This is a genomic window from Streptomyces sp. NPDC006516 (assembly GCF_040611875.1).
GTDB lineage: Bacteria > Actinomycetota > Actinomycetes > Streptomycetales > Streptomycetaceae > Streptomyces.
Map to the genome: position 1 here is coordinate 209,013 of NZ_JBEXPD010000007.1, position 16,672 is coordinate 225,684.

Annotated in this window: 11 protein-coding genes and 1 riboswitch; of the genes, 4 read left to right on the forward strand and 7 right to left on the reverse strand. The window is 69.4% G+C overall.

Annotated features, from left to right (window positions below; genetic code table 11):
* Positions 1–20: 20 nt before the first annotated feature.
* The 4 genes from cydD to hisC all read right to left on the reverse strand — a co-directional run bounded on the left by cydD (position 21) and on the right by hisC (position 7,745).
* The gene (gene cydD / locus ABZY45_RS20945; RefSeq protein WP_356741900.1) at positions 21–3,596 is read right to left on the reverse strand and encodes a thiol reductant ABC exporter subunit CydD; all 3,576 of its coding nucleotides are present in this window, start codon (positions 3,594–3,596) and stop codon (positions 21–23) included.
* Between the two features lie 102 nt (positions 3,597–3,698).
* Positions 3,699–4,700 (reverse strand): cytochrome d ubiquinol oxidase subunit II, encoded by a 1,002-nt coding sequence (gene cydB, locus ABZY45_RS20950; protein ID WP_356741903.1) that lies wholly within the window; start codon positions 4,698–4,700, stop codon positions 3,699–3,701.
* Between the two features lie 19 nt (positions 4,701–4,719).
* Entirely contained in the window at positions 4,720–6,228 is a 1,509-nt protein-coding gene (locus tag ABZY45_RS20955; RefSeq protein WP_356741904.1) for a cytochrome ubiquinol oxidase subunit I, read from the reverse strand.
* Between the two features lie 437 nt (positions 6,229–6,665).
* Positions 6,666–7,745, reverse strand: coding sequence for a histidinol-phosphate transaminase (gene hisC, locus ABZY45_RS20960; RefSeq protein ID WP_356741906.1), 1,080 nt, complete (start codon positions 7,743–7,745; stop codon positions 6,666–6,668).
* Between the two features lie 449 nt (positions 7,746–8,194).
* On the opposite strand from hisC, the gene ABZY45_RS20965 reads away from it, so the two are divergent.
* From ABZY45_RS20965 to ABZY45_RS20975, 3 genes are all read left to right on the forward strand, one after another.
* A complete protein-coding gene (locus ABZY45_RS20965; protein ID WP_356741908.1) occupies positions 8,195–9,307 on the forward strand; it encodes a LacI family DNA-binding transcriptional regulator in 1,113 nt (370 codons plus the stop codon).
* 174 nt (positions 9,308–9,481) lie between these two features.
* Positions 9,482–10,546, forward strand: a complete 1,065-nt coding sequence (locus tag ABZY45_RS20970; RefSeq protein WP_356741910.1) for a metallophosphoesterase — start codon at positions 9,482–9,484, stop codon at positions 10,544–10,546.
* A gap of 182 nt (positions 10,547–10,728) precedes the next feature.
* Positions 10,729–11,553, forward strand: coding sequence for a hypothetical protein (locus ABZY45_RS20975; RefSeq protein WP_356741911.1), 825 nt, complete (start codon positions 10,729–10,731; stop codon positions 11,551–11,553).
* Positions 11,554–11,671: 118 nt separating this feature from the next.
* Here the strand turns inward: ABZY45_RS20975 and thiC are convergent, their stop codons facing one another.
* Positions 11,672–13,465 (reverse strand): phosphomethylpyrimidine synthase ThiC, encoded by a 1,794-nt coding sequence (thiC, locus tag ABZY45_RS20980; protein WP_356741913.1) that lies wholly within the window; start codon positions 13,463–13,465, stop codon positions 11,672–11,674.
* Positions 13,458–13,591: riboswitch (TPP riboswitch) on the reverse strand. Its footprint overlaps the gene before it by 8 nt.
* 72 nt (positions 13,592–13,663) lie before the next feature.
* On the opposite strand from thiC, the gene ABZY45_RS20985 reads away from it, so the two are divergent.
* Positions 13,664–15,019, forward strand: a complete 1,356-nt coding sequence (locus ABZY45_RS20985) for a YibE/F family protein (protein WP_356741915.1) — start codon at positions 13,664–13,666, stop codon at positions 15,017–15,019.
* A 63-nt stretch (positions 15,020–15,082) separates the two neighbouring features.
* On the opposite strand, the gene ABZY45_RS20990 is transcribed toward ABZY45_RS20985, so the two are convergent.
* Both ABZY45_RS20990 and ABZY45_RS20995 read right to left on the reverse strand, forming a co-directional pair.
* Positions 15,083–15,520 (reverse strand): SsgA family sporulation/cell division regulator, encoded by a 438-nt coding sequence (locus ABZY45_RS20990; RefSeq protein ID WP_145807947.1) that lies wholly within the window; start codon positions 15,518–15,520, stop codon positions 15,083–15,085.
* Positions 15,521–15,621: 101 nt separating this feature from the next.
* Positions 15,622–16,389, reverse strand: a complete 768-nt coding sequence (locus ABZY45_RS20995; RefSeq protein ID WP_356741917.1) for a helix-turn-helix domain-containing protein — start codon at positions 16,387–16,389, stop codon at positions 15,622–15,624.
* Positions 16,390–16,672 lie beyond the last annotated feature (283 nt).

Below are 16,672 nucleotides of genomic sequence, written 5' to 3' on the forward strand. Positions count from 1 at the left end.
ATCCGGAGTGGTCACCGCGCTCAGGCCCGCACGGACGCCTCCTCCACGGGCCGCATTCCATCCGCCTCCGTCCGCACGGGCTCCTGCTCGCGTTCGAGCATCCGGCGCAGCGGCCCGTCCTGGTCGGCCAGTGCGGCGTACGGGCCACGCTGCACCACCCGGCCCTCGTCCATCACGAGGATCTCGTCCACCGCGTCGAGTCCCGCGAGCCGATGCGTGATGAGCACGGTCGTACGCCCTCGGGTGGCGGCCAGCAGATCCTCGGTCAGGGCGTCGGCCGTGGCCAGATCGAGATGCTCCGCGGGCTCGTCGAGTACGAGTACCGGGAAGTCGGCGAGGAGCGCGCGGGCCAGCGCCAGTCGCTGCCGCTGCCCGCCCGAGAGCCGGGCGCCGTGCTCGCCCACCAGCGTGTCGAGGCCGTCCGGCAGCGACTCGGCCCAGTCCAGCAACCGGGCCCCGGCGAGAGCGTCCCGCAGCAGGCCGTCCGACGCGTCGGTGCGGGCGAGCCGCAGGTTCTCGCGGATGGAGCTGTCGAAGACATGCGCGTCCTGGGCGCACAGTCCGACGAAGCTCCTGACCGTGTCCCCGTCCAGCGCGGAGGCCTCGACACCGCCGAGACGGTACGTCCCCTCCCGCGCGTCCAGGAAGCGCAGGAGGACCTGCGCGAGCGTCGTCTTGCCCGACCCGGACGGCCCCACCACCGCGACCCTCCTGCCGGGGAGCAACGTCAGGTCCACCGAGCACAGCGCGTCGCGCTCCGTGCCCTCGTACCGGGCCGAGAGCCCTCGTACGTCGAGCGGGAAGGGCGACGACGGCGCCTCGACGGGCTCGGCCGGTTCCCTGACCGGCACGGGTGCGTCCAGGACCTCGAAGACCCGCTCCGCACTCCTCTTCACCCGCTGGCGGTACTGCACGGCGAGCGGCAGCCCCGTGACCGCCTCGAAGGCCGCGAGCGGAGTGAGGACGACGACGGCGAGCTCGACGCCCTCCAGTCGCCCGTCGAACACCGCGGGCAGTGCGACGACCGCCGCCGCCACCACGGTGAGCCCGCAGATCAGCGCGGAGAGCCCGCCGCCGAGCGCGGTGGCGGTCGCCGCCCGCGAGGAAATCCGCGTGAGGACCAGGTCCGCGGCGCGCACCTGCTCCTTACGGGCGCCCAGTGCGCCCGAGACGGTCAGCTCGGCCGTCCCGCCGAGGAGGTCGGCGACCCGGACGGCCAGCGCGGCCCGGGCCGGGGCCAGCCTGCGTTCGGCCCGCCGGGCGCAGGCTCCGGTGAGCCACGGCACCCCCACACCCGCGAGAAGCAGTCCGGCCGCCAGGACGGCGCCCGCTTCCGGCAGCATCCAGCCGACGAACCCGACGGACGCCGCCCCGACCGCGAGCGCGGTGCCGGCGGGCAGCAGCCACCGCAGCCAGTAGTCCTGCAAGGCGTCCACGTCGGAGACCAGCCTGGACAACAGGTCGCCCCGCCGGGTCGTGCGGAGACCGGCGGGCGCGATGCCCTCCAGCCCCCGGTACACGGCGACCCTGAGTTCGGCGAGCATCCGGAGCACCGCGTCGTGCGACACCAGACGCTCGGCGTAGCGGAAGACGGCCCGGCCGATCCCGAAGGCCCGGGTCGCGGTGACGGCCACCATCAGATACAGCACGGGGGGCTGCTCGGAGGCGCGCGAGATCAGCCATCCGGAGACGGCCATGAGGCCGACCGACGATCCCACGGCGAGGCTGCCCAACAGCAGTGCCAGGCCCAACTTCCCGTGCTGGGAACCCGCGGCCTCACGGACCCGTGCGAGCACCCGGCCGCCCGCTCTCGGGGAGGTGTCCTTCAGCAGGCCGGTCTCTCCCGCGTCCGGCAGCTCTCCGTCGTCCCGAAGGCCCGCACGGGAGAACGCGGCGGAAGTCACAGGACCGACGGCGCCCTCACCGACCCCCGTCGCCGCCCGCGCCGGCAGCCTGCCGGAGACCTTCGGTTCGAGCTCCACCACCCGGTCCGCGACCGACAGCAAGGCGGGCCGGTGGACCACCAGCAGCACGGTGCGTCCGGCTGCCAGCCGCCGTACCGCGTCGACGATGCCGGCCTCCGTCTCACCGTCCAGACTCGCCGTCGGCTCGTCCAGCAGCAGCAGCGGCCGGTCGGCGAGGAACGCCCGGGCCAGTGCGATCCGCTGTCGCTGGCCCGCCGACAGCCCGGCGCCCTCCTCACCGAGAGGTGTCCTGACGCCGTCCGGCAGGGCGGTCACGAAGTCGTGCGCGCCCGCGTCCCGCAGAGCGGCGAGTACCGCTTCGTCATCGGCGTCCGGACGCGCGAGCCGTACATTCTCGGCGATCGTCCCGGCGAAGAGATGCGGACGCTGCGGGACCCACGCGATCTGCTCGCGCCAGCGTTCGGGGGAGAGGGCGGCGAGTTCGGTCCCCCCGACCGTGACCCGCCCTTCGTCGGGCACGGCGAATCCGAGAATCACGTCGAGGAGCGTGGACTTGCCGACCCCGCTCGGGCCGACAAGGGCGACGGTCTCTCCCGGCTCGACCACGAGGGACGCGCGGTCGAGCGAGGGGTCCACGCGGCCCTCGTGCCGGACCGTCACGTCCGCCAGCTCCAGGCGCAGCGACTGCGGCACCTCCTGGGTGCCGCCGGCCACGGTCTCGGTCTCCAGCACCGTGAAGATCTCCTCCGCGGCCGAGAGCCCCTCTGCGGCCGCGTGGTACTGCGCGCCGACCTGGCGGATCGGCAGATAGGCCTCGGGTGCCAGGATGAGCACCACCAGCCCTGTGTAGAGATCCAGCTCTCCGTGGACGAGCCGCATCCCGATCGTCACCGCGACCAGGGCCACGGACAGTGTCGCGAGCAGCTCCAGGGCGAAGGACGACAGGAAGGCGATCCGGAGCGTCTTCAGCGTGGCCGTGCGGTACTGCGAGGTGATCGTGCGGATCGACTCGGCCTGCGCCTTGGCGCGACCGAAGACCTTCAGGGTCGGCAGCCCGGCGACCACGTCGAGGAAGTGCCCCGAGAGCCTCGACAGCAGTCGCCACTGACGGTCCATCCGGGACTGGGTCGCCCACCCGATGAGGATCATGAAGAGCGGAATCAGTGGCAGGGTCACCACGATGATGGCCGCCGACACCCAGTCCTCGGTGACGATCCTGGCGAGCACCGCCACCGGCACCACGACCGCGAGGCCGAGCTGCGGCAGGTAACGGGAGAAGTAGTCGTCCAGCGCGTCGACCCCACGGGTGGCCAGCGCGACGAGGGATCCGGTGCGCTGCCCGCTCAGCCAGTCCGGGCCCAGGTCCGCCGCGCGTTCCATGAGCCGTCCGCGCAGCTCGGACTTGACGGCGGAGCTCGCCCGGTGCGCGGCCAGTTCGGTCAGCCACGCAACGAAGGCCCGCCCGAGCGCGACCGCCGCCAGCAGGAGCAGCGGGGTGCGGAGACCGCCAGCGGTCAGCCCGTCCTCGAATCCGCCCACCACCACCTCTGCGATGAGCATGGCCTGGGCGATGACCAGAGCCGCTCCGACCAGCCCGAGCGCCACGACCGCGGCCATGAAGAAACGGGTGGCGCGGGCGTACCGGAGCAGGCGCGGGTCGATCGGTTTCACGTGAAACAGCTCCCCAGTGAGCTCGTGTCTGGCGCGTCGGCGCACACGCCTCGGGTCAGCGGGTGTCGGCGCGCGCCCTGCGGTGGGCGCGCGCCGGTGGGTTCAGTGCGCGTCGGCGATGTGGTGCGTGCCGATGCGCTTGCGGAACACCCAGTACGTCCAGCCCTGGTACAGCAGCACCACCGGAGTGGCGATGCCGGCGCACCAGGTCATGATCTTGAGGGTGTAAGGGCTCGACGAAGCGTTGCTGACCGTCAGATTCCAGGCTTCGTTCAGCGAGGACGGCATGACGTTCGGGAAGAGCGTCAGGAAGAGCATCGCGACGGCCGCGGCGATGGTCACGCCGGAGAAGGCGAAGGACCAGCCCTCACGTCCCGCGGCGATGGTTCCGATGGCCAGGACGAGCGCCACCACGGCGATCGCCATCGCGACGAGGCTCCATCCGTTCCCGTTCTCCACCTGGGTCCAGAGGAGGAAGAGCAGCGCGAGCACCGCGGTGGCCAGGCCCAGCTTGAGGGCCGTCCCGCGCGCCCTGGCCCGGATGTCCCCGACGGTCTTGAGCGCGGCGAAGACCGCCCCGTGGAAGGTGAAGAGGAAGAGCGTGACCAGTCCGCCCAGGATGGCGTACGGGTTCAGCAGATCCCAGAGGTTGCCGACGTACTCCATGTCGGCGTCGATCTTCACGCCCCTGACGATGTTCCCGAAGGCCACACCCCAGAGCACCGCGGGGATCAGCGAGGTCCAGAAGATCGCGTGCTCCCAGTTGGTCTGCCAGCGCTCCTCGGGCCGCTTCGCCCGGTACTCGAAGGCCACCCCGCGCACGATCAGGCAGAGCAGGATGATCAGCAAGGGCAGATAGAAGCCGGAGAACAAGGTGGCATACCACTCCGGGAAGGCGGCGAAGGTCGCTCCGCCCGCACTCAGCAGCCACACCTCGTTGCCGTCCCAGACCGGGCCGATCGTGTTGATCAGGACACGGCGTTCCTTGCGGTCGCGGGCCAGCAGCTTGGTGAGGACCCCGATGCCGAAGTCGAAACCCTCCAGGAAGAAGTAGCCGATCCAGAGAACGGCGATGAGCACGAACCAGACGTCGTGGAGTTCCATCTCTCAGCTCCGCTTGTTCTCAGTAGGAGAAGGCCATCGGCCGGTCGGCGTCCTGGTCATGGCCGCCGATCCGGGTGGGCGGATTGAGGTCGGCCTCGGTGAGCTCGGGCGGACCGGCCTTGATGTACTTCATGAGCAGCTTGACCTCGACGACGGCGAGCACCGCGTAGAGGGCCGTGAAGGCGATCATCGAGGTGAGGACCTCGCCCTGCGACACTCCGGGGGAGACCGCGTCACGGGTCTGGAAGACGCCGTAGACCACCCAGGGCTGGCGGCCCATCTCGGTGAAGATCCAGCCCCAGGAGTTGGCGATCAGCGGGAAAAGCATGGTCCACAGAGCCGTGATCCAGTAGAGCCCGGCGAGCTTCGGGCTGAGCGCCTTGTTCTTGAAGAGCACCAGATTCGGTACGTCGTCCTCACCGGTGCGCAAAGCCTCCGGCAGCATGAACTTCTTCCGCGTCAGCCAGAGCCCCAGAAGGCCGAGGCTGAGGGAGGCCATGCCGAAGCCGATCATCCAGCGGAAGCTCCAGAAAGCCACCGGGATGTTGGGCCGGTAGTCGCCGGGGCCGTACTTCTCCTGCTCCGCCTTGTTGATGTCGTTGATGCCGGGGATGTACGACGTGAAGGTGTCGTCCGCGAGGAAGGACAGGACTCCGGGGATCGAGACCTCGACGGTGTTGTGGCCCTCGGCGACGTCACCGACCGCGAAGAGCGAGAAGGGTGCCCCGGACTCGCCCTCCCACAGCGCCTCGGCCGCGGCCATCTTCATGGGCTGCTGCTTGAACATCACCTTGCCGAGGATGTCCCCGCTGACGGCGGTGAGGAGTCCGGCGACCACCACCGTGACCAGGCCGACCCGGAGCGAGGTCCGCATCACCCGGATGTGCCTCTTGCGGGCCAGGTGGAAGGCGGCGATGCCGACCATGAACGCCCCGCCCACGAGGAAGGCCGCCGTGATCGTGTGGAAGAACTGGGCGAGCGCGGTGTTCTGCGTGAGCACGTGCCAGAAGTCCGTGAGCTCGGCACGGCCGCGTTCCTCGTTGATGCGGTAGCCGACGGGGTGCTGCATCCAGGAGTTGGCGGCCAGGATGAAGAACGTCGAGAGGATGGTGCCGAGGGAGACCATCCAGATGCAGGCGAGGTGGATCTTCTTCGGCAGCTTGTCCCAGCCGAAGATCCACAGCCCGATGAAGGTGGACTCGAAGAAGAACGCGATCAACGCCTCGAAGGCGAGCGGAGCTCCGAAGACGTCGCCGACGAAGCGTGAGTAGTCGGACCAGTTCATGCCGAACTGGAACTCCTGCACGATGCCGGTGACCACGCCCATGGCTATGTTGATCAGGAACAGCTTGCCCCAGAACTTGGTGGCCCTGAGGTACTTCTCGTTGCCCGTCCGCACCCACGCGGTCTCCAGGCCGGCCGTGAGCGCGGCGAGCGAGATCGTCAGAGGGACGAACAGGAAGTGGTAGACGGTGGTGATGCCGAACTGCCATCGCGCCAGCGTCTCCGGTGCCAGAGCCAGGTCCACGCCGCTTCTCCTTACATCGCCGTGATCACAGCCGCGGCTTGCCCCATCAATTCCCACGATCACGGGAGAAACGGGACCCGCTTGTGAACGCGTTCACATTCACAAGCAATTATGGCGCACACCTGATCGAGCCCATCCCCCGGGGGGTGCTTTCCGGCCGCCTCCCCCGAACACCCGGATATCGGACAGCCTCCCCCGGTGACCGTGACGGGTCGGCGCGCGCCCTGCGGACCGGACACATCGCCGCGTACGGGCGCGGCCGGACGGCACGGCGCGGTGCGGGCGCACACGGGCACACACCGGCCCGCCAGGACGACGGCGGCCCCGCGGGACGACGGTGGCCCCGCGGGACGACGGTGGCCCCGCGGGACGACGGTGGCCCCGGACCTCGACGAGCGAGGTCCGGGGCCACCGGGAATCCTGGGCGGCAGGAGCCGTCACAGCTCCTGACGGTAGGCCTCCGCCACCTTCAGGAACACGTCGTTGGCCTCGGTCTCCCCGATCGTGACGCGCACGCCCTCCCCGGCGAACGGCCGCACCACCACCCCCGCCCGCTCGCAGACGCCCGCGAAATCGAGGGTGCGGTCACCGAGCCTCAGCCAGACGAAGTTCGCCTGCGACTCCGGAACGGTCCAGCCCTGGCGCACGAGGCCGTCGTACACCCGGGCACGTTCACCCACCAGCGCGCCGACCCGCCCCAGCAGCTCGTCCTCGGCACGCAGCGACGCCACGGCCGCGTCCTGGGCGACCTGGCTGACGCCGAAGGGAACGGCCGTCTTGCGCAGGGCCGCGGCCACGGGCTCGTGCGCCACCGCGAAGCCGACCCGCAGCCCCGCGAGGCCGTAGGCCTTGGAGAATGTACGGAGCACGGCGACGTTCGGCCGCTCCCGGTAGATCTCGATGCCGTCCGGCACGTCGGCGTCCCGGATGAACTCCTTGTACGCCTCGTCGAGCACCACCAGCACGTCGGCGGGCACCCGGTCCAGGAAGCGCTCCAGCTCCGCCCTGCGCACCACGGTGCCGGTCGGGTTGTTCGGGTTGCAGACGAAGATCAGCCGGGTCCGGTCGGTGACCGCTCCGGCCATCGCGTCGAGATCGTGCACATCGCCGCCGGTCAGCGGGACCTTGACCGACGTCGCGCCGCTGACCTGGGTGATGATCGGGTACGCCTCGAACGAGCGCCAGGCGTAGATGACCTCGTCCCCCGGCCCGGATGTGGCCTGGAGCAGCTGCTGAGCGACCCCGACCGAGCCGGTCCCGGTGGCCAGATGGGATACGGGCACACCGAACCGGTCCGCCAGCTCGTTCATCAGACCGGTGCAGGCCATGTCCGGGTACCTGTTGAAGGTGGAGGCAGCGGCGAGCGCCGACTCCATGACGCCGGGCAACGGGGGATAGGGGTTCTCGTTGGAGGACAGCTTGAAGGCAACCGCTCCTTCGGCACCCGCCGGCTTGCCCGGCACATACGCAGGGACGCCGTCCAGCTCGGCGCGCAGCTTGGGGCTCGTCTCGCTCACCGCAGGTCCTCCTCGACCGTCCGTTCACAGCAATACTGCTCACCCTATGAGGATTGGGCTCTCCTGCGAATGGCCGGAATCCGAAATCGTCCGCCGCCGACGAGGCACCGGGGCACGCGCGGCTCGGGCACGCGCCGCTCTGGCACGCGCGGCTCCGGGACCCCTGCGGCTCCGGGACCCCGCGAGAGGGGGAGCGTCGCGCATCCCGCCGCGCGCCGGTCGCTCACTCCGTGGCGCGCATCCCCCGAACAGGTGAGTTGAGACCTCTTCGAGACATGGGCCATTCAGCAGGTCCATGCGCGTCGATGCATGACACATCGACCCCCAGGGCCTCAACGCCCTTGCTTCACAAGGCATTTACACCTTGCTGACCATGCAGAAACGTGCCTGTCGATGCGTGCATATGCGTCCGTCCCAACCCCGCGTCGGAGCCCTACTATCGGCTCGCTATGACAGCAGCAGGGAAGCACCAGGTGAGCCGGACAGATACGCCCCGGCGCAGCGGCCGGCAAGGACGGGCGGGCATCCGGGATGTAGCCGCGGCGGCCGGGGTCTCCATCACGACCGTGTCCGACGCCCTCAACGGCAAGGGCAGGCTCCCGGATGCCACCCGTCGACATGTCCGCGAGGTCGCCGAACGCCTGGGCTACCGCCCGTCCGCGGCGGCCCGAACCCTCCGTACCGGCAAGTCAGGACTTATCGGCCTGACCGTGACCACCTACGGGGATGAACCTTTCACCTTCACCGAATTCGCGTATTTCGCGGAGATGGCGAGGGCCGCGACCTCGGCAGCTCTCGCCCGTGGCTACGCACTCGTGATCCTGCCCGCCACCTCACGACACGACGTCTGGTCGAACGTCGCCCTCGACGGAACGGTCGTGATCGACCCTTCCGACCAGGACCCCGTGGTCACCGAACTCGTGCGCCAAGGGCTGCCCGTGGTCTCCGACGGCCGCCCGGACGGGTCGCTTCCGGTCACGGCCTGGGTCGACAACGATCACCGGGCGGCGGTGCTCGACCTGCTGGACCACCTCGCGGCCGCGGGAGCACGCCGTATCGGCCTGCTGACCGGCACCACCACCGACACGTACACCCGCCTCTCCACCACCGCCTACCTCCACTGGTGCGAGCGCGTCGGTCAGGACCCGGTCTACGAGTCCTACCCCGCCCACGACCCCTGCGCCGGAGCCGTCGCCGCCGACCGTCTACTCGCCCGTCCCGACCGCCCCGACGCCGTCTACGGGCTCTTCGACCCCAACGGGACCGATCTGCTCGCCGCCGCCCGCCGCTACGGTCTGCGGGTCCCTGACGACCTCCTGCTGGTCTGCTGCAGCGAGTCCACCGTGTACGCGTCGACCGAGCCTCCCATCACGACGCTCTCGCTGAAGCCCCGCAGGATCGGCACGGCAGTCGTCCAGCTCCTCATCGACGCCATCGAAGGGGTCGAACACGACGGTCCGGTGGAGCAGGTGATACCGACGGAGCTCATCGTCCGGACGTCCTCCCAGCGGCGTCCGCCACGCACCACGGTCAGCGCTCCGCGGTCACCCGCCGGGGACTGATCGGTCCAATCCGGACCAAAGGGTCGGTGAACCTGGTGCGCGCGAGGATTCACCACCCCTGGTGCGTCACACAGCACGATCCGCGTTCCTATGATGGGCGCACGACACCGCGGACCACCTCGACCAGGCAGGGCCCGTCAGGTGTACGGCGGCGCGACGGTGGTGGAGGGGTCGATGACTCAGGGGGCCGGTCAGGAACCCGTAGTGCGGACAGCGACGTTGCGTGACTTCCGCGTACCGCCGTATGCGCAGGCGCCGATGCCCCCGCCCCCGCCGGTGCCGCACCCCGGCAACGCCGCGGTGGGGGACGAGCCGCCGGAGGGGTACACCCCCACGGAGCGCGATCTTCCGGTGATCAACCGCGGTGACACCGTCCAGGTCCAGGCCGTGCCGGAGTCCCGGCCAGCCGACGCCCGGGGCCGCGGGCCGCTGTACGTCGTGGGGGACGTCCACGGCTATCTGGACGAGCTCCTGGCCGCCCTGGGCGAGCAGGGCCTCGTCGACGCGGACGGCAGCTGGGCGGCAGGCAACGCCAGGCTCTGGTTCCTCGGCGACTTCACCGACCGAGGCCCGGACGGCATCGGCGTCATCGATCTCGTCATGCGCCTCTCCGCGGAGGCCGCGGCGGCGGGCGGGTACTGCAAGGCGCTCATGGGCAACCACGAGCTGCTGCTGATCGGCGCCAAGAAGTTCGGCGACACTCCGGTGAACTCCGGTGCGGGCACCGCGACCTTCCAGGCCGCCTGGCTGCTCAACGGCGGCCAGAAGACGGACATGGAGCGGCTTCAGGACGTCCACCTCCAGTGGATGGCGCGGCTCGACGCGGTGGTCGAGGAGGACGGGCATCTGCTGATGCACTCCGACACGACGGCCTACCTCGACTACGGATCCACCATCGAGGACGTCAACGACACCGTGCACGGCATCCTCACGCGGAACGACGCCGACGAGTGCTGGGACCTCTTCCGCAAGCTCACCAAGCGGTTCGCCTTCCGCGACGAGGGCGGGGCGCAGGCCGTCCGCGAACTGATGTCGACGTACGGCGGACAGCGCGTCGTCCACGGTCACAGCCCCATTCCGTACCTGCTGGGCGAGGTCGGTTCGGAGGACGGCGAGGAGGCGGCACGCCCCGTGGTGGACGGCCCGCACGTCTACGCGGAGGGGCTGGCCATCGCCATGGACGGCGGAGTGACCATGGCCGGAAAGCTGCTGGTCGTCCAACTCCCCCTGCATGACTGACGTTCGCGAGGGAAGACGCATCGCGGCCTGACACCGTGGGCTGCCGGGCCTATTTCCGGAAACCCCCTGTCACGCCGTGCCGTAGGCGCTCTACCATCGGCCTATCAGTAGCAGGCTCTCCTCCGTTTCCGCCCGATCGCCCGGCCCTACGCGGTCGGTCAGGCCTTACGGAGCATCGGGGGATGCACATGAATAGCGCTCCGCACCTGCTGGCCGAGGACCGCCCCGAATACGAGCGGATCCTTGCCGACGCGCTGCGTCATGCTCACGAACGACCGGATCTGGCCGGAATCGGTGACCGACTCAATGCGGAACAGCTGCGGACCATGGCGCTGGAAGCCACACCGCTGATCACCGCGGCGGCCACCACCGAGTACCAGCACTACGTGAAGGTCCGGGGCGAGCTGCGCGGGCCCGACGATCCGGCGGACCACGACTCCGTCCTCGAACCCGCCACCGAGGAACCGGACGCCGAGGGCGCCGGCACCCTGGCGATGATCACCGTGCTCGCTCCCGTCCTCGCGGGCGCGGCCGCCTTGATATTCCTGCTGGTCGGCTATGTGCTGAAGGCGGTCAGCCCGGCCCCGGCCTTCGCCGGCACCATGGTCACCGCTGGATGGTTCTTCGCGGCTGTCGCCGCCGCGGCCATCCTCGTCGCGGCGGTGGGTCTCCTCCTCACCGCGCTGCACAACGGCGCCACCGCGCTGCCCGCCGTGGACGAGGAGGAGGAACTTCCGGAGGACGTGGCGCGCGCCCGGGAAGCCTGGCGGCACGCGCTGCTGGAACGCGGCATCCTGCCCTTCCTGCGGGACGCGCTCGCCGACCCGACCGCCGGGCCCGCCTCACGCACACCGCACCGCTCGGCCAATCGCATCCCGAAGATCGGCTACAGCAGGCCGGACTTCACCGGACCGCAGGACGGCCCCTCGGCCGGGCCGCGCCCGACCTTCACCAGTCCCGACTTCACCAGCCCGGACTTCGGTGGACCCGAGCACCAGCCGGAGTGACCGCCACGGCCCGTGAGCGCGCGTGGGAGTTCGCGCAGTTCACCGGCAGCGGCAGGCACTCCGGCCATGCCCCCCCCCCGTCACGCCCCCGGTCACACCGGGGGACACCGGCCCTGCCTCAGTCCGCGATCGGCAGGTAGACCCTGTTACCGGCTGCCGCGAACTCCCTGGACTTCTCGGCCATCCCCGCCTCGATGTCCGCCTGTTCGTCCCCGTGCTCCCGCCGGATGTCGTGGGAGATCTTCATCGAGCAGAACTTCGGGCCGCACATCGAGCAGAAGTGCGCCGTCTTCGCCGGCTCTGCCGGCAGCGTCTCGTCGTGGAACTCCCTTGCCGTGTCCGGGTCGAGCGCCAGGTTGAACTGGTCCTCCCAGCGGAATTCGAAGCGGGCGTCCGACAGCGCGTCGTCCCACTCCTGCGCCCCGGGGTGCCCCTTGGCGAGGTCAGCCGCATGGGCCGCGATCTTGTACGTGATGACGCCGGTCTTGACGTCGTCGCGGTTGGGCAGACCCAGGTGTTCCTTGGGGGTGACGTAACAGAGCATCGCGGTCCCCCACCACGCGATCATCGCCGCGCCGATGCCCGAGGTGATGTGGTCGTACGCGGGAGCGACGTCGGTGGTCAGGGGGCCCAGCGTGTAGAACGGGGCCTCCTCACAGATCTCCTGCTGGAGATCGATGTTCTCCTTGATCTTGTGCATCGGGACATGGCCCGGGCCCTCGATCATCGTCTGGACACCGAACCGCTTGGCGACCGTGTTGAGCTCGCCGAGCGTACGGAGCTCGGCGAACTGCGCCTCGTCGTTGGCGTCGGCGATGGAGCCCGGACGCAGCCCGTCGCCCAGCGAATACGTCACGTCGTAGGCGGCGAGGATCTCGCAGAGCTCCTCGAAATGCTCGTAGAGGAAGGACTCCTTGTGGTGCGCCAGGCACCACGCCGCCATGATCGATCCCCCGCGGGAGACGATTCCGGTCTTGCGGCGGGCCGTCAGCGGGACGTACGGCAGGCGGACCCCGGCGTGCACCGTCATGTAGTCGACGCCCTGCTCCGCCTGCTCGATCACCGTGTCCTTGTAGATCTCCCAGGTCAGCTCCTCGGCGCGGCCGTCGACCTTCTCCAGTGCCTGGTAGAGGGGCACGGTGCCGATGGGCACCGGGGAGTTGCGCAGGACCCACTCGCGGGTGGTGTGGATGTTGCGGCCGGTGGAGAGGTCCATGACCGTGTCGGCGCCCCACCGGGTGGCCCAGGTCATCTTGTCCACCTCCTCCTCGATGGAGGAGGTGACCGCGGAGTTGCCGATGTTGGCGTTGACCTTCACCAGGAAACGCTTGCCGATGATCATCGGCTCGATCTCCGGGTGGTTGACGTTCGCCGGCAGTACCGCCCGGCCCGCCGCGATCTCCTCGCGCACCACCTCGGGTGCGACGCTCTCCCGGATCGCCACGTACTCCATCTCCGGAGTGATCTCGCCGCGCCGGGCATAGGCGAGCTGGGTCACCGGGCGGCCGTCCCTGCTGCGCCGGGGCTGGCGCGGGCGGCCGGGGAAGACCGCGTCGAGGTTGCGCAGCCCGCCACGGGGCGACGTGTGCTTGAGACCGTCGTCCTCGGGGCGCGCGGGGCGGCCCGCGTACTCCTCGGTGTCCCCTCGGGCGATGATCCAGCTCTCCCGGAGGGGCGCGAGGCCGCGGCGTACGTCGGTGTCGGTGGCGGGATCGGTGTACGGCCCCGACGTGTCGTACAGCGTCACGTCCTTGCCGTTGGTGAGGTGCACCTGACGGACCGGCACCCGGAGGTCCGGGCGTGAGCCCTGGACGTATCCCTTGTGCCAGCCGATGGACTTCCCGGCCTCGTCGTCCTGCGCATTCTGCGCAATCCGCCCCGAGGCAGGCGTGCGTGCGTCCGCTGTGGTCATGAGACCTACTCCCTACGCCGGCATTACCCGGTAACAGGTTCGGCGGTCGGCGCAGCGTGTTCCGTACGGATGTACGGAGGTCAGCGCCCTCTCAGCCCGGTGCTCCGAGCTCCCGCGTGTACAAAATGTGCCTCAACGCTAACCTCCCGTCTGGCGTGCTGGCCAGAGGGCCTCCCTGGTTCTTGGGATGATCGCCCCGTGACGTCTCCCGGAAGCGCCCCCGAACCCCACGGCCCCGCAACAGGCAGTACGCAGAGTCATGTGCACGCCCACAGCCACACCCATGGCCCCGCCGCGCCCGTGTCCAAGCATCTGCGCAAGGTCATCGCGGCCGTGGTCATCCCCTTCGCCACGGCAGTACTGGTGGGTCTCGTGGCGTTCTGGCCCGGCGGCGCCCCCGCCCACGAGCGCACGGGGGTCGGCTTCGACCGGCAGACCCAGGAAGGCCGGGTGACGAAGGTCGTGTCGGTCGACTGCGCGGACGTCAACGCGTCGCAGGTCCCGCCGACCGGCGACACGTCTACCGCCTCGGGGCAGGAGGCCGTCAACGCGCAGTCGGGCCAGTGCAAGAAAGCGACGGTGGAGGTGACCACCGGCAAGGACAAGGGCCGTACGTTCGTCGAGGTCGTCCAGCCCGACGCCCCCCGGCAACTCCGCGAGGGTCAGGGCGTGGTGGTGGCGTACGCGCCCGACGCACCCCGTGACCTGCAGTATTCGGTGACGGACGTGGACCGCGCGCTGCCGATGGCCATCCTGGCCGGGATCTTCGCCCTCGCGGTCGTCGTGGTCGGGAGGATGCGCGGGCTCATGGCCCTGATCGCGCTCGCCGTCTCCTTCGGGGTACTGACCCTGTTCATCCTGCCGGCCATCCTGCAGGGCTCGAATCCGCTCGTCGTCGCGGTGATCGGGGCGAGCGCCATCATGCTGATCGCCCTCTACACCTGCCACGGTCTGACGGCCCGCACATCCGTGGCCGTCATCGGCACCCTCATCTCACTGCTGCTGATCGGGCTGCTGGGCTCCCTGTTCATCGACTGGGCCAGTCTGTCCGGCAACACGGACGACAACACCGGTCTCATCCACGGGCTCTACCCGGACATCGACATGAGCGGCCTGCTCCTGGCCGGTGTGATCATCGGTTCGCTGGGCGTGCTCGACGATGTGACCGTCACCCAGACGTCGGCGGTCTGGGAACTGCACCAGGCCGATCCGACGATGGGCGTGCGACGGCTCTACCGGGCGGGCATCAGGATCGGGCGCGACCACATCGCCTCGGTCGTCAACACCCTCGTCCTGGCCTACGCGGGCGCCGCCCTTCCCCTGCTGCTGCTCTTCTCCATCGCCCAGAGCAGCGTGGGGACCGTCGCCAACAGTGAACTGGTCGCGGAGGAGATCGTCCGGACACTGGTCGGATCGATCGGGCTGGTCGCCTCGGTGCCGGTGACGACGGTGCTCGCGGCCCTGGTGGTCTCCGCGGACCGCACGGGGCTCGGCGCGGAAGCCGGAGCTCCTGCACCCGCACGGACCGGGAGGGGCCGACGCCGCAAGGCGTGAGCCGCGAGGCCGGAGACATGGAGCCGGGCCTCCGGTGTTCGATGTTCAGTCGGACCTTCGTGTTCAGCCGGCGTTCTGTTCCTTGGCGAGGATGCGCCCCAGAGCCTCTTCGAGATTGCCGTCGAAGTCACCCAGCGTGTGCTCCTGACCCAGTGGCACCAGTTTGTCCGTCCGGTCGAGAAAAGCCACAAGAGGTGCTGTTCCGGCCCGGAAGAGCGCACGGTCGGCACCGACCTGCAGGCGGATGTGCACATCGGAGAGCCCTTCTGGCTCGGTGGGGGCGATGTGCACATCACCGTCACCGCTGGGGCTGTTGAGGCCGTCGAGCAACAGCTCACGGCCGAACGCCCAGGTGACGGGGGCGTCACCGGGCAGGTGGAAGGTCATCCGGATCGCATACGGATCGCTGACTTCGTACCGGAGTTCCACCGGAATACGGAAGGAGAGCTCCTCGGAAACGAGGAAGCTCATCATGACCTCTGCTTGAACCGACTCGCGCATCGTTCAACCCCGCAGTAGATGAAACTGGCCAGGAATGATCCCCCGTGGCCCTATTGACGCCATCGTGGTGCAAGCGATAGCAGATCACAAGGAGTGATTTTTCAGATACTGATAGAGAACACGAACGAGCGCAAGAGGGTGGTCACTTCGCAGCGTAGTTGTTCGACTGCGGGGAGCAACCGTTCTTCTTGGTGCAAGGGGAGAGAAACAGCCATGGCCGCCAAAGCGGAGCCGACGGTGATCGGAATGGCGGCACAGACCGTTCCCATCACGTACTCCTGTCGTTCGATGACAGGTTCCGTACGTTTCATCGATCTCAGCCTGGCCAGGAACGTCTGACGGTCCCTTACGGAGTAACGAGTCAACTGGCGGACGGGGTGCCGGTCCAGATGATCCTCCCGCGCCCGCTCGTCGAGCTGACTCAGAAGACACTGGCCGAGGGCGTGGGCATGACCCGTCTCACGGAACGAGGCCCACTCACGCACCGCGGGCAGCGAGGGGGTGTCGGCGACCGCGACCATCTCGATCTCGCCGTCCCGGTACAGGGCGCAGTAGACGGGGGCGCCGATGACGTCCGCCCAGTGCGCGAGCGAGTCGACGATCACGCCGGGCCGCGGGGTCGCGGGACCGCCACCCAGACGCTCCGCGGCGTCCCCGAAGAGGAAGACGCCGTTCTCCCTGCGGAGGTAGCCCTCGTGCGTCAGGGTGCGCAGCAGGTGATAGGCGGTGGGAAGGGGAAGTCCCGCCTCGCGGGCGAGCTGCTTCGCCGGAGCCCCGTCCCGATGGGTGCCCACAGCCTCCATAAGTCTCAACGCACGCTGAACCGAACCGATCAACGTCGGGACAGCAGTACTCGATGCCGTGGTCACAGGTCACCCCCAGGCATGGTGACGGGCTCTCAGCCCTCCCGCGGGGGCCGCCCCCACGGGCCCGCCGCGAGCCTGGGGTCCGGAGACCGGACGGTCGCACAAACCACTGGGCAGGATGGTGACGGGCCGTCATTTCCCAGCTGGCGGCAGCGTTACGTCACTGTATCGGCACAGTCAGTCACGGGTGAGGTTTCGTCCTGGACTTAGCTCTGCTGGGCTAATCGCCGAATGCGCGGCCCCATAACCGGCCCCATAACCGGACCGCAGGCCCCGCGCGCTCCGG

Excerpts from the sequence above, each read along its gene's own strand:
- thiC (WP_356741913.1), bottom strand. The coding sequence starts at position 13,465 with ATGACCACAGCGGACGCACGCACGCCTGCCTCGGGGCGGATTGCGCAG.
- ABZY45_RS20970 (WP_356741910.1), top strand. The coding sequence starts at position 9,482 with ATGACTCAGGGGGCCGGTCAGGAACCCGTAGTGCGGACAGCGACGTTG.
- cydB (WP_356741903.1), bottom strand. The coding sequence starts at position 4,700 with ATGGAACTCCACGACGTCTGGTTCGTGCTCATCGCCGTTCTCTGGATC.
- ABZY45_RS20975 (WP_356741911.1), top strand. The coding sequence starts at position 10,729 with ATGCACATGAATAGCGCTCCGCACCTGCTGGCCGAGGACCGCCCCGAA.
- ABZY45_RS20990 (WP_145807947.1), bottom strand. The coding sequence starts at position 15,520 with ATGCGCGAGTCGGTTCAAGCAGAGGTCATGATGAGCTTCCTCGTTTCC.
- ABZY45_RS20965 (WP_356741908.1), top strand. The coding sequence starts at position 8,195 with ATGACAGCAGCAGGGAAGCACCAGGTGAGCCGGACAGATACGCCCCGG.